29 protein-coding genes are annotated in these 24,082 nt (G+C 40.3%); 12 read left to right on the top strand and 17 right to left on the bottom strand.

What is annotated here, in order from left to right:
• Positions 1–10 precede the first annotated feature (10 nt).
• From Q0A08_RS20145 to Q0A08_RS20135, 3 genes are all read right to left on the bottom strand, one after another.
• Entirely contained in the window at positions 11–328 is a 318-nt protein-coding gene (locus Q0A08_RS20145) for a hypothetical protein (protein ID WP_438463253.1), read from the bottom strand.
• 106 nt (positions 329–434) lie between these two features.
• Positions 435–914, bottom strand: a complete 480-nt coding sequence (locus Q0A08_RS20140; RefSeq protein WP_438463252.1) for an MEKHLA domain-containing protein — start codon at positions 912–914, stop codon at positions 435–437.
• Positions 915–1,000: 86 nt separating this feature from the next.
• A complete protein-coding gene (locus tag Q0A08_RS20135; RefSeq protein ID WP_438463251.1) occupies positions 1,001–1,675 on the bottom strand; it encodes a haloacid dehalogenase type II in 675 nt (224 codons plus the stop codon).
• Positions 1,676–2,048: 373 nt separating this feature from the next.
• Between Q0A08_RS20135 and Q0A08_RS20130 the strand changes: the two genes are divergently transcribed.
• Positions 2,049–3,308: a flavin-containing monooxygenase gene (locus tag Q0A08_RS20130; RefSeq protein ID WP_438463250.1), complete on the top strand. Its 1,260-nt coding sequence runs from the start codon at positions 2,049–2,051 to the stop codon at positions 3,306–3,308.
• Between the two features lie 296 nt (positions 3,309–3,604).
• The gene (locus Q0A08_RS20125) at positions 3,605–4,024 is read left to right on the top strand and encodes a VOC family protein (RefSeq protein ID WP_438463249.1); all 420 of its coding nucleotides are present in this window, start codon (positions 3,605–3,607) and stop codon (positions 4,022–4,024) included.
• 12 nt (positions 4,025–4,036) lie between these two features.
• On the opposite strand, the gene Q0A08_RS20120 is transcribed toward Q0A08_RS20125, so the two are convergent.
• The 4 genes from Q0A08_RS20120 to Q0A08_RS20105 form a co-directional block, all read right to left on the bottom strand.
• Entirely contained in the window at positions 4,037–4,774 is a 738-nt protein-coding gene (locus Q0A08_RS20120) for a substrate-binding periplasmic protein (RefSeq protein ID WP_438463248.1), read from the bottom strand.
• A gap of 115 nt (positions 4,775–4,889) precedes the next feature.
• Entirely contained in the window at positions 4,890–5,687 is a 798-nt protein-coding gene (locus Q0A08_RS20115) for a phytanoyl-CoA dioxygenase family protein (protein ID WP_438463247.1), read from the bottom strand.
• 164 nt (positions 5,688–5,851) lie between these two features.
• The gene (locus Q0A08_RS20110) at positions 5,852–7,438 is read right to left on the bottom strand and encodes an ATP-binding protein (protein WP_438463246.1); all 1,587 of its coding nucleotides are present in this window, start codon (positions 7,436–7,438) and stop codon (positions 5,852–5,854) included.
• Between the two features lie 45 nt (positions 7,439–7,483).
• Entirely contained in the window at positions 7,484–7,939 is a 456-nt protein-coding gene (locus Q0A08_RS20105; RefSeq protein WP_438463245.1) for an eCIS core domain-containing protein, read from the bottom strand.
• A gap of 223 nt (positions 7,940–8,162) precedes the next feature.
• Here Q0A08_RS20105 and Q0A08_RS20100 point away from each other — a divergent pair, with 223 nt between their 5' ends.
• A complete protein-coding gene (locus tag Q0A08_RS20100; protein WP_438463244.1) occupies positions 8,163–9,191 on the top strand; it encodes a hypothetical protein in 1,029 nt (342 codons plus the stop codon).
• A gap of 41 nt (positions 9,192–9,232) precedes the next feature.
• Complete coding sequence (locus Q0A08_RS20095; protein ID WP_438463243.1) at positions 9,233–10,144, top strand: hypothetical protein; 912 nt, start codon at positions 9,233–9,235, stop codon at positions 10,142–10,144.
• Positions 10,145–10,240: 96 nt separating this feature from the next.
• On the opposite strand, the gene Q0A08_RS20090 is transcribed toward Q0A08_RS20095, so the two are convergent.
• The 8 genes from Q0A08_RS20090 to Q0A08_RS20055 form a co-directional block, all read right to left on the bottom strand.
• Complete coding sequence (locus Q0A08_RS20090; protein WP_438463242.1) at positions 10,241–10,855, bottom strand: alpha-ketoglutarate-dependent dioxygenase AlkB family protein; 615 nt, start codon at positions 10,853–10,855, stop codon at positions 10,241–10,243.
• A gap of 17 nt (positions 10,856–10,872) precedes the next feature.
• Positions 10,873–11,583: a 2OG-Fe(II) oxygenase gene (locus tag Q0A08_RS20085; protein WP_438463241.1), complete on the bottom strand. Its 711-nt coding sequence runs from the start codon at positions 11,581–11,583 to the stop codon at positions 10,873–10,875.
• 1 nt (position 11,584) lies between these two features.
• Complete coding sequence (locus tag Q0A08_RS20080) at positions 11,585–12,523, bottom strand: DMT family transporter (protein ID WP_438463240.1); 939 nt, start codon at positions 12,521–12,523, stop codon at positions 11,585–11,587.
• 484 nt (positions 12,524–13,007) lie between these two features.
• Positions 13,008–13,493, bottom strand: coding sequence for a glycine-rich domain-containing protein (locus tag Q0A08_RS20075; protein WP_438463239.1), 486 nt, complete (start codon positions 13,491–13,493; stop codon positions 13,008–13,010).
• 93 nt (positions 13,494–13,586) lie between these two features.
• Complete coding sequence (locus Q0A08_RS20070) at positions 13,587–13,730, bottom strand: hypothetical protein (RefSeq protein WP_438463238.1); 144 nt, start codon at positions 13,728–13,730, stop codon at positions 13,587–13,589.
• Positions 13,731–14,055: 325 nt separating this feature from the next.
• Positions 14,056–14,445 carry a GFA family protein gene (locus Q0A08_RS20065; protein ID WP_438463237.1) on the bottom strand — a complete coding sequence of 130 codons (390 nt, stop codon included), beginning with the start codon at positions 14,443–14,445 and terminating at the stop codon, positions 14,056–14,058.
• 32 nt (positions 14,446–14,477) lie between these two features.
• On the bottom strand, positions 14,478–14,918 hold the full coding sequence (locus Q0A08_RS20060) for a GNAT family N-acetyltransferase (protein WP_438463236.1): 441 nt from the start codon (positions 14,916–14,918) through the stop codon (positions 14,478–14,480).
• Between the two features lie 66 nt (positions 14,919–14,984).
• Positions 14,985–15,767, bottom strand: a complete 783-nt coding sequence (locus Q0A08_RS20055; protein WP_438463235.1) for an AraC family transcriptional regulator — start codon at positions 15,765–15,767, stop codon at positions 14,985–14,987.
• Between the two features lie 133 nt (positions 15,768–15,900).
• On the opposite strand from Q0A08_RS20055, the gene Q0A08_RS20050 reads away from it, so the two are divergent.
• From Q0A08_RS20050 to Q0A08_RS20040, 3 genes are all read left to right on the top strand, one after another.
• Positions 15,901–16,866: an ornithine cyclodeaminase family protein gene (locus tag Q0A08_RS20050; protein ID WP_438463234.1), complete on the top strand. Its 966-nt coding sequence runs from the start codon at positions 15,901–15,903 to the stop codon at positions 16,864–16,866.
• Between the two features lie 73 nt (positions 16,867–16,939).
• Positions 16,940–18,424 carry a Na+/H+ antiporter NhaC gene (gene nhaC / locus Q0A08_RS20045; RefSeq protein WP_438463233.1) on the top strand — a complete coding sequence of 495 codons (1,485 nt, stop codon included), beginning with the start codon at positions 16,940–16,942 and terminating at the stop codon, positions 18,422–18,424.
• Positions 18,424–19,692: an NAD(P)/FAD-dependent oxidoreductase gene (locus Q0A08_RS20040; protein WP_438463232.1), complete on the top strand. Its 1,269-nt coding sequence runs from the start codon at positions 18,424–18,426 to the stop codon at positions 19,690–19,692. Before nhaC ends, Q0A08_RS20040 begins: the two co-directional genes overlap by 1 nt.
• Positions 19,693–19,753: 61 nt before the next feature.
• Here the strand turns inward: Q0A08_RS20040 and Q0A08_RS20035 are convergent, their stop codons facing one another.
• Entirely contained in the window at positions 19,754–20,350 is a 597-nt protein-coding gene (locus tag Q0A08_RS20035) for an NAD(P)H-dependent oxidoreductase (protein ID WP_438463231.1), read from the bottom strand.
• A gap of 165 nt (positions 20,351–20,515) precedes the next feature.
• On the opposite strand from Q0A08_RS20035, the gene Q0A08_RS20030 reads away from it, so the two are divergent.
• The 5 genes from Q0A08_RS20030 to Q0A08_RS20010 all read left to right on the top strand — a co-directional run bounded on the left by Q0A08_RS20030 (position 20,516) and on the right by Q0A08_RS20010 (position 23,167).
• Positions 20,516–20,875: a winged helix-turn-helix transcriptional regulator gene (locus Q0A08_RS20030; RefSeq protein WP_438463230.1), complete on the top strand. Its 360-nt coding sequence runs from the start codon at positions 20,516–20,518 to the stop codon at positions 20,873–20,875.
• Positions 20,876–21,007: 132 nt separating this feature from the next.
• A complete protein-coding gene (locus tag Q0A08_RS20025) occupies positions 21,008–21,520 on the top strand; it encodes a DUF2867 domain-containing protein (protein WP_438463229.1) in 513 nt (170 codons plus the stop codon).
• A complete protein-coding gene (locus Q0A08_RS20020; RefSeq protein ID WP_438463228.1) occupies positions 21,517–22,122 on the top strand; it encodes a TetR/AcrR family transcriptional regulator in 606 nt (201 codons plus the stop codon). The genes Q0A08_RS20025 and Q0A08_RS20020 overlap by 4 nt, the downstream gene beginning before the upstream one ends.
• Before the next feature lie 31 nt (positions 22,123–22,153).
• Positions 22,154–22,549: a DUF6463 family protein gene (locus tag Q0A08_RS20015; RefSeq protein WP_438463227.1), complete on the top strand. Its 396-nt coding sequence runs from the start codon at positions 22,154–22,156 to the stop codon at positions 22,547–22,549.
• 207 nt (positions 22,550–22,756) lie between these two features.
• Entirely contained in the window at positions 22,757–23,167 is a 411-nt protein-coding gene (locus tag Q0A08_RS20010; protein WP_438463226.1) for a DUF6463 family protein, read from the top strand.
• On the opposite strand, the gene Q0A08_RS20005 is transcribed toward Q0A08_RS20010, so the two are convergent.
• On the bottom strand, positions 23,164–23,940 hold the full coding sequence (locus Q0A08_RS20005; protein ID WP_438463225.1) for an AraC family transcriptional regulator: 777 nt from the start codon (positions 23,938–23,940) through the stop codon (positions 23,164–23,166). The genes Q0A08_RS20010 and Q0A08_RS20005 overlap by 4 nt on opposite strands.
• Between the last annotated feature and the right edge of the window lie 142 nt (positions 23,941–24,082).

Here is a 24,082-nt window from a genome sequence, read left to right as displayed (position 1 = left end):
TGACTCCTCGCTAAAGTGGATTAGCAATACAGGCTTTATAAATCTTGAGCCATGTCTGATAGTCTAGCTGATCTGTGAAATCCTGTTCATTTACCTTGTTATCACTATGTGATTGACTGCATTGATTTTGGGTATCACAAAGTTCGGCTTTAAGGTCTGTAATCTCTTCTGTCACGCAACCTGAGTAGAATTCATGGTTAGCAACAATATCATTAAGCTGACGCCTTTCTTCTAAACTCGTCCCAGCTTGAGGCACACTTTTATAGGGTGAGCAGGCAAAGGACATCAATACCAAACTCATAAGAGAAACGAGACCTAATCCTTTCATTTTTCCTAACACCTTATTTTCCTGCCCCTTCATTTTCATCGCTATATGCACGCTAAATTAAGTAAAAAAACATCCATTGAAAAGCGCAGTTTATTAAAAGGACTAGTTATAAAAAATCCCAGTGTGAAAAGATGGCAGCTTGACCAAAATAGTCGCCCTTCGCATCTATGATATTCCATACAATAGCCTGTTTTATCATAAAGCGTTTTCCCTTAGCTGAAATACGCACACCAGAATAATCGTCAATATAGCCTTGACAAGTCACTGTCTCTAAAAGGTATTCCCTATCTGCCTGATTAATGGTTTCAGCAGATAAGCGAGAAGGCATTTTAGTCAGACCCTGCCAGTCTATTTCAAATAATTCGAGTGCGCTTTTATTACCAAAGTTGAAAATAGGGTCGTCGCCTAAACCATGGGATAGTAGTACAAAAGGCGCATTATCTAATTGCTCGATAATACTGAATGAAGCGTCACTCTTCATGCCATTATAGGCAAGTAAATCATTGCCTGTTAGGCGCTTATAGCTTTCAACCAGTAGAGCACCATGCTCGATATAAAAAGGGTTTGTTAGGGGCGTATCCATCATAATTTGCTTCAAAGTTAATCAGTTGTTAGCAGAATATAACAGATTTAAATGAAATTTAGCTGAGGATAAAAGCCCCCAAAAGGGACTTATTTGCTAACGAAAAATTCGGCTAATTCTCCCAACTCGCTGATGGTCAAGCTTGCCGTCATTCCCCAAGGGTCAAATATGGCTTTATCTGAACGCTTGACCCAAGCGGCATTAAAGCCAAAAGAAAGTGCCCCAATAAGATCAAAGCTATTACTTGAGATCAGCCAAGTATTGGCTTTTACTGCGCCTGTTTTGTCTAAGAAAAGCTGGTAAACACTGGGGTTAGGCTTAAAGGTTTGAAGCTCTTCAACACTGACAATATCAATAAAATAATCATGAATACCCGCATGCTCTAGTAACCGAGTAACAGCCGCTTTAGCTCCATTCGAGAAAGCATACAATTGTACGCCAGCTTCTTTAAGCTGCGCCAAGGCAGGTTTTACATCGTCAAAGGCTGGCAAGCTTGCATAGGCTTGAAGCAATTCGTTTTTTTGCAATTGAGTTAAGGGCGTTTCCATCTCAAGGCAGGTATATTCCAGCGCGTCTTTAGTACAAACAGAGAAGTCTTGATAAGACTGCATCAAGCCTCGTCTAAAAGCATATTCTAGCTGTTTTTCTCGCCACCTTTGGGAAAACGCTTCGGCCTTGCCTCCAATAATGGTTTCGAGTTCTGGGACCAACCCTTGGGTATTGATTAAGGTGCCATACACATCAAATGCGAGTACTAACGACATAACTTTCCCTCTAATAAGCCTTTTAAGCATCTCAAAATAAAGAAGCCTTTCCCGCTTGTCTATGGGACTTAAGTGTTAACGCTTTCAATCTGCATCAGTTTTTTTGATGCTTTTATAAAGTTAATAATGTTTTACCAATAATCTATTTCCTCATAACCTATTTAGGCATAGGAGGAGCAGGTTATCGGCAGTTAATTTGGTTAGACGCGATGAAAAGCATCAGGACAAATAGCCAAACATATCACTCCCATAATCTAGGACTCCTAAACAAATATTCTAAGAAAAATCCGGCTCCACTGACCCACCCGTTGTGGAAAAGTTTGATCTAACCACTCAGCCAAACGGCTGCAGAAGAATAAAAAAGGATACTGAAATGGCAGTTGAAAAAATTGATACGCTTATTATTGGTGCCGGTCAGGCCGGTATAGCCACCAGCGAACATCTTACAAAGTTAAATATTCCTCATCTTGTACTTGAACGTAATCGCATCGCTGAATGCTGGCGTACTATGCGTTGGGATTCATTAGTTGCCAATGGTCCAGCATGGCATGATAGATTTCCTGGGTTAGAGTTTGAAGACCTAGATCAAGATGCTTTTGCCCCTAAAGAGCGTGTTGCTGATTACTTTGTGGATTATGCTAAAAAATTCAAAGCGCCAATTCGTACTGGCATTGAAGTTACCAAAGCAACTCGCAATACAAACCGCCCAGGTTTTACAATTGAAACCTCGGACGGTGTGATTGAAGCGAATCGTATTGTGTCAGCGACTGGTCCATTTCAGAAACCCGTTATTCCACCGATTGCGCCTAAAACCGATAAGATAGAGCAGATTCATTCAGCTCAATATCGTAACCCTGAGCAACTTCCTGAAGGTGCTGTTTTAGTCGTAGGTGCTGGTTCTTCTGGTGTACAGATTGCCGACGAACTACAAAATTCAGGTAAGAAGGTTTACCTTTCTGTCGGTGCTCATGATCGCCCACCTCGTGCTTATCGTAACCGTGATTTCTGCTGGTGGCTAGGCGTACTGGGTGAATGGGATGCAGCCGCAATGAAACCAGGCACAGAGCATGTCACTATTGCTGTAAGTGGAGCTAATGGCGGGCATACTGTGGACTTTAGAGGCTTGGCACATAAAGGCATGACACTGGTTGGCCTAACCAAAGCCTTTAATGGCGATAAGGTAAGTTTCCAAAATGATTTAGCGACTAACCTAGCAAAAGGTGATGAAAACTATCTGGCCCTATTGGATGCGGCGGATGAGTATATTAAGCAAAACGGCCTAGATTTACCGGAAGAGCCAGAAGCGCGTTTTACCTTCCCAGAGCCAGACTGTGTAGCTAACCCTTTGCTTGAATTAGACCTAGCAGAAGCTGGTGTTACCTCTATTATTTGGGCGACAGGTTTTGCCACTGACTATAGCTGGTTACAAGTGGATGCACTGGACGAAAAAGGTAAGCCACAACATCAACGTGGAGTATCGTCTGAACCGGGTATCTATTTTGTTGGCCTGCCTTGGTTATCTCGTCGTGGTTCGACCTTTATTTGGGGTGTTTGGCATGATGCAAAACACATAGCTGACCATATTGCGACCCAGCATAAGTACCTAGAGTATAAAGATCCTTCACAGCGTTAAGAGCTAACTAGTCTGTCAGCAAACCTTATGCACAAGGTTTGCTGATGTCTCGCCGATATGCTTTTTTCTATTCTGTACAAATCCATTCGCTCCTCTTCTCGCTACTTCTTACAACTATCTTCTCTAGCTATCGTCTCGAATTATCCTCTCAGTATTATTTTGAGCATTCAAAACTATTGATTGATCCAATAATGACTATTCTTATAACGAATAAAATAACACTTTACCTCAAGTTAGCTTGAGGATTTAACCTTGTGTCATTCTTAAAAACTAAGACCTTAAACAAGGAAGAAATCATGATACAACTTGAACATATCAATCTTGTCGTTAGCGATATTCCTGCCATGCTAAATTTTTATCACGCGGTTTTCCCACACTGGAAGATACGTGATGAAGGCAAGGGAGAATGGAGCGGTAAACCCAGAAACTGGCTACATTTTGGCGATGATTACCAATACATAGCCTTAAGTGATCATGGGGAAGGCGAGAATAGGAATCTAGATGGCCATCAAGTTGGCTTGGCACATTTTGCTTATGTCACCAATAACTTAGATGCTGTCATTAACAGATTGCTTGCTGCTGGCTATGAGATTGCCAAAAATGGTGCGCAGGACCTTTATCGTAAAAACGTTTACTTTATCGACCCTGCAGGGTTTGAGGTAGAGTTCGTGGAATACTTAAGCGATGACCCTGTACAAAGGAACTTATCAAGCTAGCTTTTAAGTCGCTTACTCTACTGCCGTTATTTGGGCCTCAAAGTCTGGAATCTCTCCCATAGAGACAAGTTTTTGATAGGAGGCCTTTAAACGGTTCGCCATTTTCTCTGGAGTAGACTTACTCATGGCCATATAAGGCCTAGAAGCTCTAAAAGATGTCACGGCTTCTATCTCATCCACAGAAATATCTAGATGGTTACAAGCTTCTAACAAGACAGGATAAGATCCAACGATTAAATCAATCCTATCTCGTAACAACATTTGCACACTTTGATTGAACTGAGAAACAGCATGAATACGATTAAAGCCTTCAGATTTTAGAATTTCATGGTTTACATCATGCAAGCTGACACCAATAGAGTACTGCTTGGCCTGCTCTAAGGTTTGGACTTGAATCTTATTGTTTGCAGCAAGTTTAAAGAAAAAAGTGTCGTTATCTTCCGCTCCTAATAACCCAATCCATTTAAATTTTGTTTCTCTAGCTGGGGTTCTATTGATGGTATAAATCAGGGTATTTTCATCCCTTTGGGCCATCGCATAGGATCTTGCCCAAGGATGGAGCTGAAAGTTGGCTTCTACCTTTGCTTCTTGCAACACTTTTCGAACCATAGCAGTACTTGATCCGACAATTTCCCCATTCTCTAGATAGTTAAACGGTCTTAAATCTTCCGTCACCACTTGTATAAGGTCTTGTGCAAATAAGGAAGCATTTGCTCCCAATAAAGAGAGTGTTAGCGCCAATTTTTTCATTTAAGAGCCCGCAGAACAAAAGCGTTATTATAAATGATCAAACATATTAGTAACTACTTAAATAATTGATCTAGCTTTGAATTAAAGCTAATCAGAGAAATTAAATTCGCAGCAACTAGGCTTTTCCCAATTGATAAGCTGCTTGAAACCAAGATGGGTTATCTAATTGAGCAAGTTCTTCGTGCGTTGGTAATACACTTTTATCTAAAAAATCAATTGATAAAGAGTGAGATTTACCAATACAAAGATCTAACGCTTTTCGCTCATGATTAAGGGCGTAGTTCCCCCTATGTAGCATTTGAGCATTGAAAATAAGCAGATCTCCAGCTGAGAGCTCGATCAATCTTGAATCCGCTAGGGGTTCACTGTTTTCATGCTCTTCTAACTCGAATCTCACCTTGCGCTCCAGTTCTGTGTCCCAACGTTTATGAGAACCTGGGATGAGTTCTATCCCAGACTCATCTAACAGAGGAATACGTACATGCAGACTCAACATATTGAGCTGCTCCCTTGCTTGCTGCTCATCTGCAATAGGGCTGTACTGCATATCTCTGTGCCAATAAGGTAAACGGGCTTTATTTGTTGGATTAAAAAAGAGCTGAGTATTATGAAAATACAAACCATCACCAAACAGGGTATCCAAATACTGGGTGAGCTTAGTAGGTAAAATCGCATTGAAAAATGCAAGACGCTGAATCTGTGATTGCTCAAAATAGCCAGCATGAGTAAGAGAGTGCATATTCAATAACTTGTGTTCGAATATGTGCGCTTCTTTGCCGTCACGCCATTGTAAAAAAATAGGATCAACCAAAGCGGTTAAATGAGAGATTTCCTGCGAATTAAAGAAATTTCGCAAAATAAAATACCCACTATCTTCATAGTCTTTTATGCTTTTTTGGTAGGCTTGCTTCATATTTTCTTACATCTTAGCCATTATGTGATTCCATCATGAAATGAAAGCATCAGGCTGTAAACTGTTTTAGTTCAAGGTCTCTATAAAGCTAAACTCTTTTAGAGCTAAGCTTTATAGCGTTAAGCTGCTCCAGAGTTAACGTTTATAGAGTTAAACAGACCTCATTAAAAAGGGCTTCTGCCTTTAGATAAAATACGAGAGTCACCACTGGCTTCTAACTCTTTACCTATACCGGTTTCTAAATCCATCAGCTTTATGTCAAAAACGGGTTTAGCCTTAGTTGCTGACTGAGAAGGCTCTCCAAGTTGAGGCTTAATATGCGCTCTTCGAATAGACTGCATTGAAGCATAACGCACCACATTCATAATACTCGCCCCAGAAAGTGGATACTTGTGTGCTAGCCAAGACAGGTCGATTTTATCTTCTAATTTGGCTTTAGCAGAGAAGCCTTTTTGCCATAAACTCAAGCGTTCTTCAGGACCCGGAAGTGGAAAATATATGATAGATTCAAAACGCCTTAAAAAGGCCTCATCAAGATTATCTTTAAGGTTAGTCGCCAAGATAGCAACACCATTAAATGCCTCTATTCGTTGTAGTAAATAGGCCACATTTTGATTCGCAAACTGATCATTAGAACTCGTGGCACGATTACGTTTTCCAAATAAGGCATCAGCTTCATCAAACAACAAGATCCATTTTTTATCTTCTGCCATATTAAAGACTTTGGATAAGTTCTTTTCGGTTTCACCTATGTATTTAGACACCATTAAAGACAAATCAATGCGGTAGACATCATGCTGAGTTGCTCTCCCTAATAGACTTGCTGTTAAGGTTTTACCCGTGCCTGGTGGACCATAAAATAAAGCGCGGTAACCAGGGCGAATTTTGCCTTCTAGCTCCCACTCTTGCATCAGTTGTTCACCATAAAAAATATGATATTGAATATCTGATACCTGTTTCATTACAGTCTCAGGCAAAACCAGATGCTCCCACTCAAGATCTGTAGAGAGGTATTGAGCAGGAAAGTCCTGACTAGATTCAGGCCTAAAAGCACGCCCAGTCGTAAATCGATACAAGGCGGAATCAGTCAGATTGATAGGCACCTGCATGGTATTACTTGCTTGCTCTAAATCTAAAGCTAGCACTTGATTTAAACCACTAATCTCTAAAACCTGTCTTTGAGTTAAAGCATGCTTATCTTTTTGTACCAAGGCCTGTAGCCAATCCTGAATATGAAAATATGTCTCTAATTCTGCGCCAGATAAAATAAAAGCAAGGGTCGCCCCTGTTGCATAGGGCCTATCGTTATAAAGTTGAACACCAAACTCAAAATAAGCCAGACCCGTCACCTCATTACGCATTAACAAGGCATCATATAAATCAGGCTTAATATCACTGGCTAGGGCCAATATCAGAGCCAGCCTTGCTTGCGTACCTAATTGATACTCATGAATAAACTGAGCATAGGAACGGCTTATTTCAACACCTGAGTTAGCGTCATCTTGAGCCTGATTAGTAAGGTTAAACACAGGCGGCTTTGGCAAATAAATATCTGATTCTAGATCCCTTTTGCTGCTCCCCTCTTCCTCTTGCTTTAGTCTTTTAAAATACGCGCCTAAACGTACTTGTATCATGGCAGTACACCAAGCGAACTCTTGGGTTAAATCTGCTGCATTCGCATAATCAGACGCCTTATTTATCGATGCAATATTAGGGTATTGAACTCTGTCTGAGGTGATTCTATTTCTCATAACAACCTATCTTTTAAAAGCCAATAACTGAATAGACATTTCGAACTAGAGCAGAGTTTTCAATGAAGACACATGTCTATCTCTTTGAAAATGCCTGCCATGATTCACACCAGCACTAAGGGCAAGTTGGCCAAGCTTGGTGGCATGCTCTTCAAGCTTAGGGTCATCATTCACAGCAACCCCATTTACCTCAGTTGTCGCCTCTACCATGCCCCACATTTGCTGTACCACATGCCCTAATTCATGGGGCAAATGATGCTCTTGTCCTAACGCTAAATAAATTTGATTACCTTGAGCATAGCCATGGGCCTGAACTAAAGCGGGCAATGGTGACGCATAATGCACCCGCACTTGATTTAGGTTTAAGCCAGTTAACTTTTCCATACCAAGTTTTAAATCCGTGGGTAACCTAACCCCAATAGAACGGGCAGGATAATGTGTTGGCCATTCCGCCTCTTTCTTAAAAAGCCGATGAAACTTGCTCGTCCATAGGTCGCACATAGCGCCTCCTTAAACCATTAAAGCTTGGCTAATTTAGCGCTAAATAGGCCTCGCTACTGGGCTTAAACACTTAAGAATCCGGCCAAAAATCGGACACTTAAACAGCATTTATGAACACACTGGTAAACACCGCAGTTTGCATCATTTTTGCCGCTCCCCACTCCTTATATTCAATTAGGGTTAGGCCAGTCATCTTTAGCGAAACTAACTTAGGAGAAATGGAATGAGTGATACTCAGACTAATCATCTTGCTTCTGCTCAAGAAGCTCACGTCCAAGAAAAAAACATTGAAGAAACACAGGCCCAACTAGCACCTACTGCTCAAAGAGTAGAAAATACGGCTCTTCCACTTGCTAATATGGGCAGCGAAACTGGTACTACGGCTCAATTATCAGCAATAGAAAGCCAGCCAGAAAATCCAAGTTATATTTATGTGGCAGGTAAACTTAGACCTCACTTTCCATCCCGTGGTTTAGAGAAAGAATACGATACAGCCGCACAAACACTGGGCTTGAACCCAAGAGATTTTAATAAGATCTTTACCTATACAGAAAATGGTCATCACCCATTTCGTTATATTGCAGAACAAGTCAGTTGGATATTGAGTGTCGGTGGCCAAGATGTGTATGTACTATTACCTAATAGCAATGATGAGCTTGATGAGTTTATCGACTCTCTTACCTTTGATTCTGAAAGTAACCTAGCAGATGAAACCTACTCAGTGGCCATTGGCATTAAAGGCCCATTAGCGCCAGAGCAGCTCAGTAACGACAAGCCATTGCCTATGGTAATGTGTCATCACCTGTATCACTTCACCACAGCGCAATTACAGGATGAACTCAAGGCTGGCAATACAACCACCATTGCGATCAGTAATGTTTTAGATGCCTTAACCAAGCAGCCTAATACAGGGGAGAGCGACTTTGATCGTGCGAAAAACTTTGCAGCCTTTCGCTACCCTAGTATCTATGCCATTAGACAGCCTGCTACTCATTCTTCTAGCAGTTCGTCTGGCCACTCATCTAGTCAAGGCTCCTGTTATTCTGACAACAGCTCAGACGATGAACAATTTTTAGAAAACCTTGCCCTACAACACTCTAATGTGGCACCGGGACGTAAAATTGTTGATATCATTTTAACCTACCAAAAAAATATCAGTGGTCGTAAAACCAGCTATTACGCCAGCATAGATGTGACTGACCTATATCCCTTCTTACACAGCAACCTAACGACTTACATTCCAACGAATTAAGCCTAACTATGCAGCGATAACGCTTGAGAAGGAGAAATTAAATGATGAACAAAATGAATGTTAGCCAGCTAGGATTAGCCAATCCTGCAGCATTAGATTTTATTTATGTGGGCGGATTTATTCGGGCTGAGTTTGATAATTTGGGGCTAGAAAAAGAGTTCGAGCGAAACTTGGCTTCAAGTGATGATCACGAAGATAGCGCCCTTTTTATGCCTGAGGATATCCCTCATGCGCTTAACAAGAAAAACTGGCAAAACGACAGGGCTTATTGTCTGTATAAGCATCTTTCGAATCCTAAAAACCGCTATATTGCCAGAGAGATGAAATGGTCTATCATCAATGCTTATCGCGATAAAATGTATCTGTTAGAGCCAAATGCTCAGCAATTAAATGCGCTCATCAGTGCTCTTAAACCTAATGAAGATAAGAGCTTAAGTCGAAGAGACAGCAATACAGAAGCTTTGACCCCAATTAATATCATAGGCGCTTATCAATTAGGGTCTCATGAGGCCATACCTAAGGTTAAAATCCTAAAAATAGATACCATTAGGCCAGTTGATATCGTTAATAAGATCCATGCTATTCACGCTGGCTTTAATGATAAAAAGCTCAAGAAAGTGATTACTGACATGATCTCGCTTGCCGGAAACAATGGCGATACAGATCAGGATAGAGCGCTAAATTATACCCTTAAGTACAATTTAGAAGTCTATATGGGAGCATATGAGCTTATCTATAACCATGCTAATAGCCACTCAGATAGAGAAGTTGCCCAGCTCAATAATGTAACAGTTCTCACTGAAATTTGTGGCGAGCGTAAAATTGCCAAAGTGATTTTTGACTTTCAGAATGTGCAAAATAGTATTGGCCAACATTGGTATTGTGCGATTGATGTCACAGATGATTATCCCTTCTTACTAACCAAGTTCAGACGTTATTTACCGAGATACTAAACTGAGTTAGCCAACACAAACGAAAAGCGCCTATTAGTACAGGCGCTTGTTTTTGCTCTTTTTATTAAACTCTTTTTTTCAATGAATAAAGAAGCTTTAATCATAGGTTTGTATGGTTCGAAAGGTCAGATTGACTCTGGGTCCATGATGCATTTTTGTAGGTGGTAACCTATGTAACCAGTGGGTTTGTGTCACCCCTTTCATGACCAGTAGGCTGCCATGATCTAGCACTTGAGAGATCACTTCTTTGCTGTTTTTATGTTTAAAGGCAAACTTACGTTCAGCGCCTAAGCTAATCGAGGCAATAGCACCATGGGTTTTGAGATCCTTTTCGCCATCACTGTGCCAAGCCATACCTTCACTACCATCGTGATAAAGATTTAACAGGCATGAGTTATAGGTTTCTCCACTCTCGGCTTCTGCCATTGCTTTGAGCGCCATTAACTCTTTCGTCCAAGGCAAAGCGGTTTTGGTGGTATTTGAATAGGTATAAGTAAAAGGCCTTTCACCATACCAAGCGACTTTACGTTTGGTGATAATCTTCTTCCCGAAGATAACCGCCTCATCATTTCTCCATTCAATCCTATTAAATAACGTTTCAAAGAAATGATCGGCCTGGGGCAAGGACATAATGCTGCCATAGTATTCAACACTGCCATCATGGGGCAGTAGTTCTCTTGGCCATTCTTCTAATTGATCAAACAGATCCATTACTTAACCCTTCACTTCTAACTAGCTGCATCATGGAAAATAATGCCCATGGCATATCGCTCTCCACTTAACACCTCACTAATACCATGCTTCATATTCACCCTATAATACCCTCTTACTCCCTGTTCAGGTTTAAAATTCGTGGTAAATATAACCATATCGCCCCGATTAGGGGTTAGCACTATGGCTTGAGATTGGGCTCTTGGCACCTGTCTTGTCATAACAAACTCGCCGCCTTGATAGTCTTCACCCTTTTGGCTTAACACAATGGCCGCCTGAATAGGAAAATAGACTTCACCATATAAATCCTGATGCAGCGTATTAAAGCCTTTTTGCGGATACTTTAAGATCAATGGCGTAGGTTTCATCTGGCCATTCGCTTCACATTGCGCTGTTAAGCTTGGCAAATGCTGAGGAAAACGTGTATCTAGATTCAAGCATTGCATCCAAGTATTCGCCACAGGCGCTAAATGCGGATACAAACCTTCGCGCAAGTTTTTCACTATATCGGGTAAAGGGTAATTCCAATATTTATACTCACCAAAACCAAAGCGATAACGCTTCATATCCACGGTTTTACGATACTCACTCTCATTGTCATAACGTTTAATCAAGCTCTGACATTGGCTATCTGACAAAAAGCCAGATACGAGGGCATAACCTTTATCCTGCAAGCTTTGGCAAATTTTTTGCCAATCTAGTTGATTGATTTGCTGATTCAAATTCATATCACACCTTTATCTTCAACGGCGAATACCTAGAAAAGAGGCGCCACAATCTGCCATCGATTGCAGATAAGCCTAAAGCAATTAATCCCATGCCAACAAAATGTATGACCTCAAGGGATTCATCTAAGAAAAAATAACCCAATAAGATGGCAGAAACAGGAATTAATAGGGTTACAAGCATGAGGTTAGTCGCACCCGCGACTGCCAATATTCTAAAATAAAGCACATAAGCAACGGCGGTAGAAAATACCGCTAAGGAAATAACAGATAGCCAGCTTGTCATTTGTGGAAGTGCGAAATTAATAGGGCCGTCGAAGAAAAGAGCAATGGGAAAGAGCACCAAACTAGAGCCTGTCACTTGCCCTGCCGCTGTAATAATAGGGTTAATTTCCATCTGCTTAAAGCGTCGACCAAATACTCCGGCAAAAGCATAAGATACGGTTGCTAGTACTATCGCTAATTGAGCAACTAAACCACCCGCCCCAGCTAACGCAGGCAAACCTATCATGATGACAACCCCCATAAAGCCAATGAGAATGCCCACAATTTTTAGCAAATTTGCTTTTTCATCAGGTAATAAAAAGCCAGCTACAGCTACAGCAAAAATAGGCGTTGCCGCATTTAATATAGAGGCCAAACCAGAGGCTAGCTGAGTTTGCCCCCATACGATTAAAACAAAAGGTACCACATTATTCAGTAGACCCATGCCTAGAAACGCTAACCAAACTTTGAGCTCCTTAGGAGGCTTTAACCCTAAGATAAAAACGATGCTCCAAAGGGTCATAGCAGCAATGCCAACCCTTAATGTCACTAAAGTAAGAGGCGGAAAGTCGACTAACGCAACCTCTACAAAGAAAAATGAGCCGCCCCACAGTACGGAAAGTAGTATTAAGGCTCCCCACACGGTAAGACTCATTGACGAAGTGATTGTTGATGTCATCCATAAACTCCTAAAATGAATTGTTCTGACATCAAGTTAGCAAGTATCAATGGGTAAAAACATCTGATTCTTGCCTGCTATTTCTTAAAGAGTTTATTTACCTAGATCAGAAGTAAGCTCTAAAGCCTCTGACCAAGGGGAGTTGCGACAATCAAATTGAAGGGGTTCAGTGAATACATATCCCTATGGGGTATTTATCTATTAGTAACCCAAAGCTAGCAGTAGAAGCGACTAAAAAAGAGCTTGGTATAACAAATTCGCCCTATTTACATGTAAAAGAAAACAAAAAACAGAAACAGCTATTCTCGTATAAAATAAATATTCACATCCAGTTATATCTATATAGAAACATTATTTTAATTTTCAAAATACATTCTCTAAAACCAAAAAGATAATCACTTTATTAAATAAAAAATTAAATAATATTTGAAAAATAAATACTAATTAAAAAATCTCATTAAAGATAACCAAAAATAAAACTAAGTCACTCAATATCTTCAGAAATATCAACATTAAATTCTTTTTTAAATAGCGTTTTTGTATTTTCAAATGCCATTTCTAAATGTTCTCTATCTTCATCATCTCGCGAACCAAAGTAAGGGTAATGGTGTAAATAAATACCAAATATTGCCTGGCAATCCTGAACGTACTTTCGAGTATCTAATATATGATTATGCCAAACAGCATCTATGGCGAGTGTAGGAGAAATGTTTTTGTTATATTTTCTAATTAAGTATAAATACTGTCGATATTGATTAATTGCAAAAGCCGCGTCTTCTTCTTCCCATAGTAGGCCTAACTCCCCTGCGCACTCTTCATCTGTCATCTTAAAATAGATCATGGACATATCCATATTAAAGATATATTCCTTTACTTCTTCCAAACTTTCTAGCTTTGGAACATGAGAGAATGCCAAAGGAAGCTCTACATTGCCTTCAATATCTTTAACGTCAAATTCTTTAAAATCCATGTCACTAACCACCCATTCTAAAACAGTTATTTAAAACTCATTATAAGTAATAAGCACCTAAAAAAAGGTGCTTATTACTATATAATCAAAGCATTACTTTGTTGTATGTACACAAAGTCTGCCACAGAAAGCTTTTTTACCGCTATCTAGTTTGATTTTGAATTGTGCTGTTTTAGCACCTGCAATAGCAGGTTTAGAGAAAGACTGTTTTGCAACTTTAGTGTTAACTTTATTCATAATAATATTCCTTCATTTTTTGTTTTTATACATTCCATCTAAATGGAAATATTATGTAAGCAACAGCTTTAAATCCTGTCAAGACATTAGTGCCATTTATTATAAATAAATACAAAAAAGTTCTATTGTAATAACCCGTAATTGATAGATGATAGTTTGGGTAGGATTATTTAGAACTTTTTATTTTATGATAAAGAGATTAAATAGTACTAACTCCTTTACATTTTAAAATACCAAACTGATATTTAAATAATTTTATCGGCCTATAAACTCGACTCAATAGACGCCTTTTCTATTCAAAAAACATCTATTTATTAAGTTCTAGTTAGTCGAACTCTAGATGCTCTGCTAAAGAACTATTAATTTCGTACCAATCCGCTTTTTGTGATGTCCAGATATGGCTAATTTCTTTACTAGAAATCTCATCATCGAGTGAGCCTAAACGTAAAATAATATGATCAGCCTTATCTCGTTTCGCATAAATCTGGGTGCCACAGTTCGCACAAAAGTGTCTGACCTTTCCAGGAGAAGACTCAAAAGAATTAAGAAGTTGCTCATTCATGAGCGTAAAAGCACTCAAAGGTACCGAAGCCACGCTAGAAAATGCGGCACCATGCGCTTTTCGACAAGTAACACAATGACAGTGAACGATATCACCTAGGTCACCCGAAATTTCATAAGTAACATTGCCACAAAGACAGCTTCCTTTAATCACCTATTTCCCCTTTAAATGTTAAATATCTTTCGTTAATTAGCTTTATTTATTGGCAGTTCATAATAAAGATCAAATTCATCTTCATGAGTTTGAACAAAGCCATTGTTTTGATAAAACCCATTAGAACGGCTGCCTTTTAAAGCGCCTAAACGCAAGGCTAGGCCCTTTCTTTTCGCTAGCTTGATAACACGAGTGAGGGCCTTTTTGCCAAACTGTTTACTCTGATACTCAGGTTTAATATATAAATGATCCAACCAGATATGATCTGTACGAGTTCGTAGGACATAAAAACCAATCAGCTCACCCTCAAGGGTAAGCTTTATCGTATCTTGCGGGAGAAAAGTATCTAAAAAGCGATTTCTCACCCTGTCTTCATCAAACCGACCGAGTGCAACTAAGCTAGGTTTCATGGCTTGAGCCCTAAGGTCCGCTAAGTCATTAGCATCAGAATCTTTTGATTTAATATATTCCATTATTATCTTCCTATTACTCAATCTTAATTAGTTACCTTAACTCTGTCTGTGACTTAACTTGGAAGGTTAGCGACGGCTACTGCCAGGAGTTTTCTGATAATAACTTTTGTAAGCACGAGAGAAACTAGACGCGTCAGAGAAACCCGTTTCTGCTGCGATACTGACCAAAGGCATTTTGGATTGGGTGAGCAATAATTGTGCTTTTTTCATTCGCCTACTCATCAAATATTGCTGTGGTGTCATACCGATTTGCTGTTGGCACAACGCATAAAAATGACTTTCACTCACATGCATCATATTCGCAAGCTCCGCATTAGTTGGCGGCTCAAATAATCGACGATCAATGAATCGATTTAATAGCAACATATCAAGACGCTGACATAACATATCACTTACTGAATCAGCACTATAAAGCTGCGATAACTGAGTCATAAATAATGACACCAGCTGGCAGTTAATTTGAGGGTTAAGCTGTCCTGGATTTTTAGCTAATTGCCCTGCGGCAAAATCAAGTAAAGGAAGCATCTCAGCATTGAGAGAAATAATGTTAGCTTGCTGAAACAGCGTCTCTTTAAACGAAGTCTGACAAGCTATTTCTAAGGCATTAATAAAGGGGTCAAAAGGGGCTAAGTCAATAACAAACAATTCACTATCATCACTTAAGCCGCTAAATAAATGCGCCTCATCCGAGGGCACTATCGCAAGGTTACCACTACTAAGCTCACCCGTTTCACCCTCGAACTCACAGGCCATTTGACCATGTAAACCAAACAGAAGCTGGGGGAAATTGTGACAATGCTCACCGCTCTGACGTGCAATCAAATTGCGCCGAGCCATACTTTTATTCATTGCGAAAACGCCTATCTAAAGAGAGAAACATTAGGTTTCAAGAGTTTCAGTCAATAACTCCGTAGCCTCAGTCAATTATCAGTTTTTTCTTGTCGTTATCATGGAGCTAAGACTAACAATAAGAGATTCAGTTATGCAACTAAACGCCACTCAAGTTCAAAATGCACTGCCTTGGAGTGCTTTAATTTCCACACTAAACGATATCTTTACGCGTAAAGTTCACTCACCTGTACGCCACCATCACAACATTAAAGTCGCGCAAAACCCAGACGCAACTTTATTACTTATGCCTGCTTGGCTGGAGAATGAATATTTAGGAATAAAACAGGTTAATGTATTTCCAGGTAACGCAGCACTTAAGCTACCTGGATTAAGCAGTCATTACCTTCTTAGCTGTGGAAAAACAGGCCAACCTTTAGCCCAACTAGAAGGCAATGAATTAACCGCTCGTCGTACTGCGGCAGCATCTGCTTTAGCCTCTCAATTCTTATCAAAAGAAGACGCCAGCGAATTATTAATGGTTGGTGCGGGAAGAATGGGGCGCCGTTTAATTCCTGCACATATGAGCGTTAGACCCATTACTAAGGTAAGTGTGTGGGATCGCAATGAGGATGCAGCAAAGTCTCTAGTTGATGAACTTAAGGCTGCCGATATTAATGCAAACTTCTGCCCAAAAGATGAACTTGAAACCTGTGCAGGTAAAGCCGATATTATTAGCTGTGCAACTATGTCGACTACTCCCTTAATTCAAGGTAAATGGTTAAAGCCTGGCGCTCATCTAGACCTAGTAGGTAGCTTCACGCCAACAATGCGCGAAACAGATAATCATGCCATGCAACATTGCGCTGTCTTTGTCGATACCAGAGCGGGTGCATTAAGCGAAACGGGTGACCTGATTATGCCGATTGAGCAAGGTGCTATCACTCAAGATGTCATTCTTGCCGAATTCTCAGAGCTTTGCTCGGGCCAACACTCTGGCCGTCATTCGCTTGCGGATCCACAAACAGCCATCACCTTATTTAAGTCTGTGGGTGATTCAAGGGAAGATTTAGCCGCCGCGATACTCGCTTACAAAACCCATTCACAAGAAAAAAACTAGCGCCAAAACTTAGCGCTTTTACCTCTGATAATAAAAACAATGACGAAGCTCTTTCGCTTTCTGGAGAACACAGATGCAAAAAAATAATGCCCCAAACTTAGCGATACCAAGCCTAGGTTTAGCTCTAATCCCTATCATTCTCACCATCGCTTTATTAGGTGTTCAGATCTTTTATTATGATGACTTTACACCTCATATTGCGCTAGCCATTGGCTTTGCAATTACGGCTTTAGTTGGCTGGTCTCAAGGCTATCGCTGGAAAGATATCGAGTCTGGTGCGTTTCATGTTCTGCATGTCGCTATGCCTTCTATCGCAACTCTAATTGTTGTAGGTATGCTGGTAAGTACATGGATTGCGAGCGGCACAGTGCCTATGCTCATTTATTATGGCTTAGAGCTGATAGACCCTAGCTGGTTCTTAGCGGCTTCTATGTTACTTTGCTCTGTTGTTTCGCTATCCATAGGTTCTAGCTGGACAACCGTAGGAACAGTGGGTCTTGCGCTAATTGGCATAGGCTCAGCTTTCGGCGTGCCTATTTATTGGAGTGCAGGTGCAGTGGTTTCTGGTGCCTTTTTTGGCGATAAAATATCTCCTTTATCAGATACCACCAACTTAGCCGCAGCGGTGACCGAAACAAATGTGTTCGACCATATTCGCAATATGATGCCAACCACCATTCCAGCTATGGTTATTGCCTTTGTTATATATCTAATTGTCGGTGGTCAAACTGCGACAGATACTGCTCAACTTGCTCAAATATCTCAATTTAAAGAAGGCTTAAGTACCCACTTTGATCTTGGTGTTCTACCACTAATCCCCTTAATTGTCGTGATGGCATTAGCCTTTTTTAAAGTCTCTCCCATCCCAGCCTTATTTACAGGTTTTATTCTTGGCGCAATAGTCGCAGCCGTGAACTATGACTATAACCTGAACCAGGTTCTGACTTTCGCTCATAGTGGCTTTAAAATTAACACTGATACAGCATCGTTAGACAGCTTGCTTAACCGAGGTGGCGTGTCATCTATGACCTGGGTAATTACCTTGATGATGTTTGCGTTAGCCTTTGGTGGTGCATTAGAACGAACCCGCTGTTTAGAATCAGTGGTCAGATCGATACTAAGATTAACGAAAGGCTTTAGAGGATTACAAACTAGCGCTATTTTAACCTCTGTTGCGACCAATGTTGTGTCAGGTGATGTCTATCTATCTATCGCCCTACCCGGCCGTATGTACGGGCCTGAATACAGCAAGCACGGATATAGCCGTCTAAACTTATCTCGCGCCATTGAAGAAGGCGGTACCTTGGTCTCCCCACTAATTCCATGGAATGCCGGTGGTGCATTTGTAATGGGGACCTTAGGTTTAACTGTCGTATCAGGTGACTACAGCGCTCTACTCTATATTCCCCTTGCTTTTGCTTGTTGGCTCTCACCTGTGATTGGGATAATTTATGCCCAAACGGGTTGGTTCTCGAAAAAATCCGATGAAGAGATCATGAAAACTCAACCCAGCTCTGAAAATTCAGCGCAATCCCAATCACTAAAAGGAAACATCTAATGCAGAACCTCGGCGCGAATAAAATTAAGCCTGTCACAGTAGGCGTTGTTGGTGCCGGGGTGGTCGGTCTCTGTACCGCATTAGAGTTACAACGAGAAGGTTTTCAAGTGACCTTAATCGACAAAAATGAACCGGGGTTAGGGGCGTCATTTGGTAACGCGGGCTACTTAGCAACTGAGCTAATTGACCCCTTATCCACGATTAAAACTCTACGCAGTGCACTTTCCATGTGGCTAAACCCACATGGACCCTTGTCACTTCCATTAGGGTACTTTCATCGTATTTTACCTTGGCTGGTAAAATTTATTACGGCCGCTCACCCAAGCACATCTGCAAAAGGACGCCTCGCCTTATCAGCATTAAACCAAGCATCAATTCCAGCTTGGAAAAAATGCTTACTGGATATAGGTGCTAGTGGGCAACTCGTGAAATCCGGTTACCTCTTAGTGTGGGAGTCGCAGAACAAACTAGAACAAGCCAAACAACATGCTCTTTATTTAAAAGCATGGGGAATACAAACAGAGCTTGTTCAAGGTGAAAGATTGAAAAAGCTAGAACCCGCTCTTTCCAGCACAATAAATCATGCGTTATATTTTCCCAACGCTTATCGCGTACAGGACCCTCATCTGCTTTGCGAAGTACTTTTTTCTGCTTTTCTATCAAGGCAAGGGAGCTTCATCAAAGAGGCAGTCAAGGATATTCAACCTGGCGATAAGTCCAATAAACTTATCACACAAGATGCCAGCTACTCATTTGACAAACTGGTTATTTGCACTGGTGCTTGGAGCAAAAGTTTACTACAAAAAGTCGGTCTTAATATTCCTTTAGAAGCCGAGCGAGGCTATCACCTTACGTTTAAAAATAATCCATTTAAACTCAATCACCCAATTGGTTCTGCTGAAAGAAGGTTTGTGATGAGCCCACTCCATTCAGGTTTAAGAGCTGTGGGAATGACAGAGTTAGGCGGACTTAAGCTGAAACCTTTTAAACGACGGTTTTTATCTCTCCGTTATCATAGTCAAAAGCTAATTCCTCGACTTAAAAGCACAAAAATTAAAACCAGTGATTGGATGGGGTTTCGACCGACTATGCCAGATTCATTACCTGTGATAGATAAGCACCCTGAGTATGAAAGCATCTTTTTTGCTTTTGGAAATCAGCACCTTGGATTAACTCAAGCGGCAACAAGTGCAGAACTATTAACCGCTATTGTTACCCAAAAAACACCTAAAATTAATTGTGACGCGTTTAAAGTGACTCGATTTTAGCAAGCCCTCAAAGAGTAAAAGAGGGGCTAACGACCCCCTCTTTCTTGTCCAACAATGTTATTTAACTCACAACACATTTAAGAGGAGAAATAGGTTTAACTGCCTCTTTAATCGAGCTAATCCGTGTCTTCAGCTTTGCTCCATAGGCACTTGCTCTTTGGGCTACTTCTTCCTTTTTATTCACGACATCTGGTATGTATAACATATTGCCACTGGCCATAGGCGATAGCCAGTGCATCCCACATAAGGCAGCGGTTTGCTCTAAGGGCGTAAATAAAGTCTCAAGGCTAAAGTTGTTATGTCCACCGACTTGATAAGAGGCGATATCTCCGCCCAATGTTGTTGAAATAAGCAAACGCTTATCTTTCAATTTATTCCCTGTACTGCCATAAGCAAAACCATAAAGCAGCACCTGATCCATCCACTCTTTTAAAATCCCAGGTACGCTATACCAATGGATAGGAAATTGAAAAATAATCAAATCAGCTTCAAGCAATGCCTGCTGTTCATTAGCGACATCAATTTTAAAATCAGGGTATAGCTGGTACAGATCTCGTATCTCCAAACCTTCTATCGCATTTAGGCTTTCAACTATGGCTTGGTTAGCAATGGAACGTGTCGCTAGGTATTTATGGGCAACTAAAACGAGGGTTTTCATCTATTTTCTCCAATCTACTTTTTCAATCTAATGTCTTCAATATATGACTATGAATTTCTCTTGCGAGAACATGAGTGTGGGAGCAGAATAAACAAAAAATTTGGCCGACATAAGAAGGCACTTTTTAAGAACTCAGTACCTTTTTGTATACCCTTGGACGTAAAAATGCCGCACACAGATTATGACTGTAACCTTGGTTGCCCAGTAGAAAGAGCGCTTGAAATCATAGGCGGGAAATGGAAAGGCGCAATTCTTTATCACCTGTTAGATAGCAGTAATCAAGATACTTCAATTCGCTTTAATGAACTGCGTCGTATCATGCCCAACATTACCCAAAGAATGCTAACTAAGCAGTTAAGAGAGTTAGAAGAAATAAAACTTATTTCACGCACAGTTCACCCTGAGGTCCCTCCTAGAGTCGAATATGCCATGACTGACTATGGCAAAACATTAGCTCCTGTTATTGAGTCCTTAAGGGCTTGGGGCATTTCTCATCTAGAAAGTAATAACACTCGTCAAGATTAGCCTTTAGAAGCGATTCATTTTTTCTCTTTACAAGTATTCAAGTTTTATCTAACATTCAATACATACCATACAGTATGGTATGTATTGAATGTTTTTAACTTCATACTATCGATGAGAGACAAAGGAATTACTATGGCTTGGCTTTTCTCCAATATTCAAACCTTAGAAGAACCCAAACAAGATAACCTTGCTGGTAAAGCTGAAGGCCACTATTTTCGTGATGCCCTCTCTATGCAACTCAGTAAGCCATTATTGAGCCCAAGCCAAGTACAGCACGCTATTTTTGCTCACATGCCTAGCTGGGTATCCAGATTAATGAGAATACGTAATCGGATAGTCAAACTATTTGGTTTTGAGGTAGGCGCAGATAACTTAGCCCCTAGCAGTGACGAGCTTGCAATAGGTGATAAAGCAGGTTTCTTAACTGTCATTGAAAAGACTCAAGATGAGATCATCTCCTTTGCTGAAGACAAGCATATGATCTTCTATATCTCTGTGTTAAAACAAGCTGATCAAGTCATCGTTTCCACCTTGGTGAATCAAAAAACATTGATAGGTAGGCTCTATGTAAATAGCATTTTGCCCTTCCATTACATCATCGCACGTACTGTGATGAATAACGCCCTTAAAGCTAAAAGACTATGAACACAAAAACAACTAAGAAAAACTTAAACAAAGCCCAATTAGATAAAAATAAAGATAGCAAAAACAGTCAGTTAGATTGGCTAGAATTTGCCTTAGAAACACTCGTTAAAAAGGGTCCTGATGCCTTAAAAATTATCCCCCTATGCGAATTAAAAGGCGTGACTAAAGGCTCTTTTTATCACCATTTTAAAAATAGAAACGTATTTATCGATACCTTAATGACACACTGGTATCAAAAAAGAACACTGGATTTTATCGAGCAAGCCAATACCCAAAGTTCTCCCATGGAAAAGCTAAATAAGTTAGACCAAGTGATCGCAAGTCAACAAAGTGAAGCCGAAATGCACATCCGAGCTTGGGCACTTAAAGAGCCCTCTATTGCGATACATTTAGGAAAAATAGACCAGCAAAGACAAGATTATTTAGCCCAATGTTATGCCGAACTTGGCCTTCCAAAAGAGGAAGCACAAGATATCGCATTAATGGCCTATGCCAATTTTTTAGGCATGCAACAGATACATCCAAGACCCTCTATCGAAACTGTATTAAGAGTCACAGCAATGGCATCTCAAGCCTTTTTGCCAATGCCCAAGGATAACTGATTTTAAATTGAAACCTTAAGGATAGAAGACCATGAAATATTCAGGATATTACCTAATCGCAACAGGCATACTTCACAGTGTTATTGGCTTAATTTTAGGTTGGGAGACTCTCCTAGCAATGCACCAAGATAATTGGCTTGCCAGCACCATGATAGGCGATCAGATATTGTTTGATCGCGAGGCAATTTCTTGGTTTTTACTGTCAGGGGTTTTCTGGATTCTATTTGGTTTGATGCTTCAAAAAGCGTTAGATGAAGGCTTTATTCCTCCCGTTTCCTTAGCTTGGGGCTTTATTCTAATAGGTATTATTGTCGCCATCATAATGCCTGTATCAGGCGCTTATTTCTTTATTATTCAAGGCATTGTTCTGCTGCTTGGTTGCAAGGCAAAAAAGCGTCTTAGATCATTAGCGACTAACCTTTCTTAATTACATAAGATGAGTCTAATTTATATCTTATCTATGTTTTTTTAGATATGTGCTTCAGCTTTGACATGCTAAAATATGCGCGCTTTATTTCGAGCGTTCAAACATGATTTTTTGTATTTTGTCGCTAAGCTTAAAGACGAGTTGTTCTAAATAAAGTGAGGGAATTTATTACCTCACTTTAACAGGTATAAATGAAAGGAAGTTAAGATGAAACTAATGAAATATTCAGGCTACTACCTAGTTGCAACAGGTATATTTCATTGCCTAATAGGAACCTATTATGGCTGGCAATCTCTGGTTAATATGCACAACGACCATTGGTTTTCGAGCATTTTTATCAATGACGAACCTATATTTGACCGTTTAGCGATCGTCTGGTTTTTGATCTCAGGAGTCATGATGATAATGCTGGGGTTATTCCTACAAAAAGCCCTCAAAGAAGGTTTTATTCCTCCGTTATCTTTAGCTTGGGGCTTGATAATAATAGGTATTATTTTGGTATTCCTTTCTCCTTTTGAGAGCGCTTATTTATTACTTGCCCAAGGCTTTATTCTACTGTTTGGCATTCCAGACCTTATCCATCAAAGAGTTGAAAAAAGCATGCAAGAGAGTAACTAATCTACAAAATATGAAGCAGGGTTTATCCCAAACGCCTGCTTGAAGGCATAAGTAAATGCAGAGGGAGATTGATAACCTACCTCTAACGCAACCTGAGTAACTGGCAAGCCTTGCTCTAACAAGTTAATTGCCTCTAATAAACGGACTTTTTGCCGCCACTCTTTAAAACCCATTCCCACTTCTTTGGTAAAAATACGCGTAATAGTGCGACTTGATAAGTTAAGCGTCTGAGCCCACTCCTCTAGGTTCATGGCATTACTTGGGGTATGAATTATCTGCCTAACTAATTCGGCTAACCGCTTATCTGAAGGGATTAGAATTGATAAAGCACTATCCGCCTGTAAACTTAGCTGATCAATCAAAACTTGCGTGAGTCGCTTATCCTTATCATCCAGCTCTTTATCTTCATGGGTCATTTCACCCACAGCTAAAATCAGTTCACGCACTAATGGGGTAACGCTTAGCACCTTACTCGTATCTCCAAGAGCCGAAACCGTATCAGGCCTAAAATACACGCTATGAAAATGCGCTCCTACAGGCACCCTTACCCTATGATCACAGTTCGGTGGTAACCAAATCGCTTTTTGCGGTGGCACAAACATAATTTGATTCTGGTACTCAACATTTAATACTCCGCTTGATGCATACATAAGCTGATACCAGATGTGTCGATGCAGTTGCCCTTTATACCCAGCTGGCATGTCGATCTGATGGGTAAGAACGAATTTATCACCCGCGTTTTCAATTTTTTCGTTCGAGGTTAACTTGACCATAATCTTTCGCTTTGTGATTTAGTGGACTTTTTTATTTTATTTACTTTCATTGTTAACACTCATTTTAACATTGTCCGTTTATCGACATTGATCGTCATAACATAGAAAGTAAGACTAAAAAATAACGAATAGACTGTCTCAT

The sequence above is a fragment of the Marinomonas sp. PE14-40 genome (genome assembly GCF_051623805.1).
In the GTDB taxonomy this organism is placed as follows: domain Bacteria; phylum Pseudomonadota; class Gammaproteobacteria; order Pseudomonadales; family Marinomonadaceae; genus Marinomonas.
The sequence above is the reverse complement of the archived record's forward strand: the minus strand, read 5'-3'. Positions and strand labels throughout refer to the sequence as shown.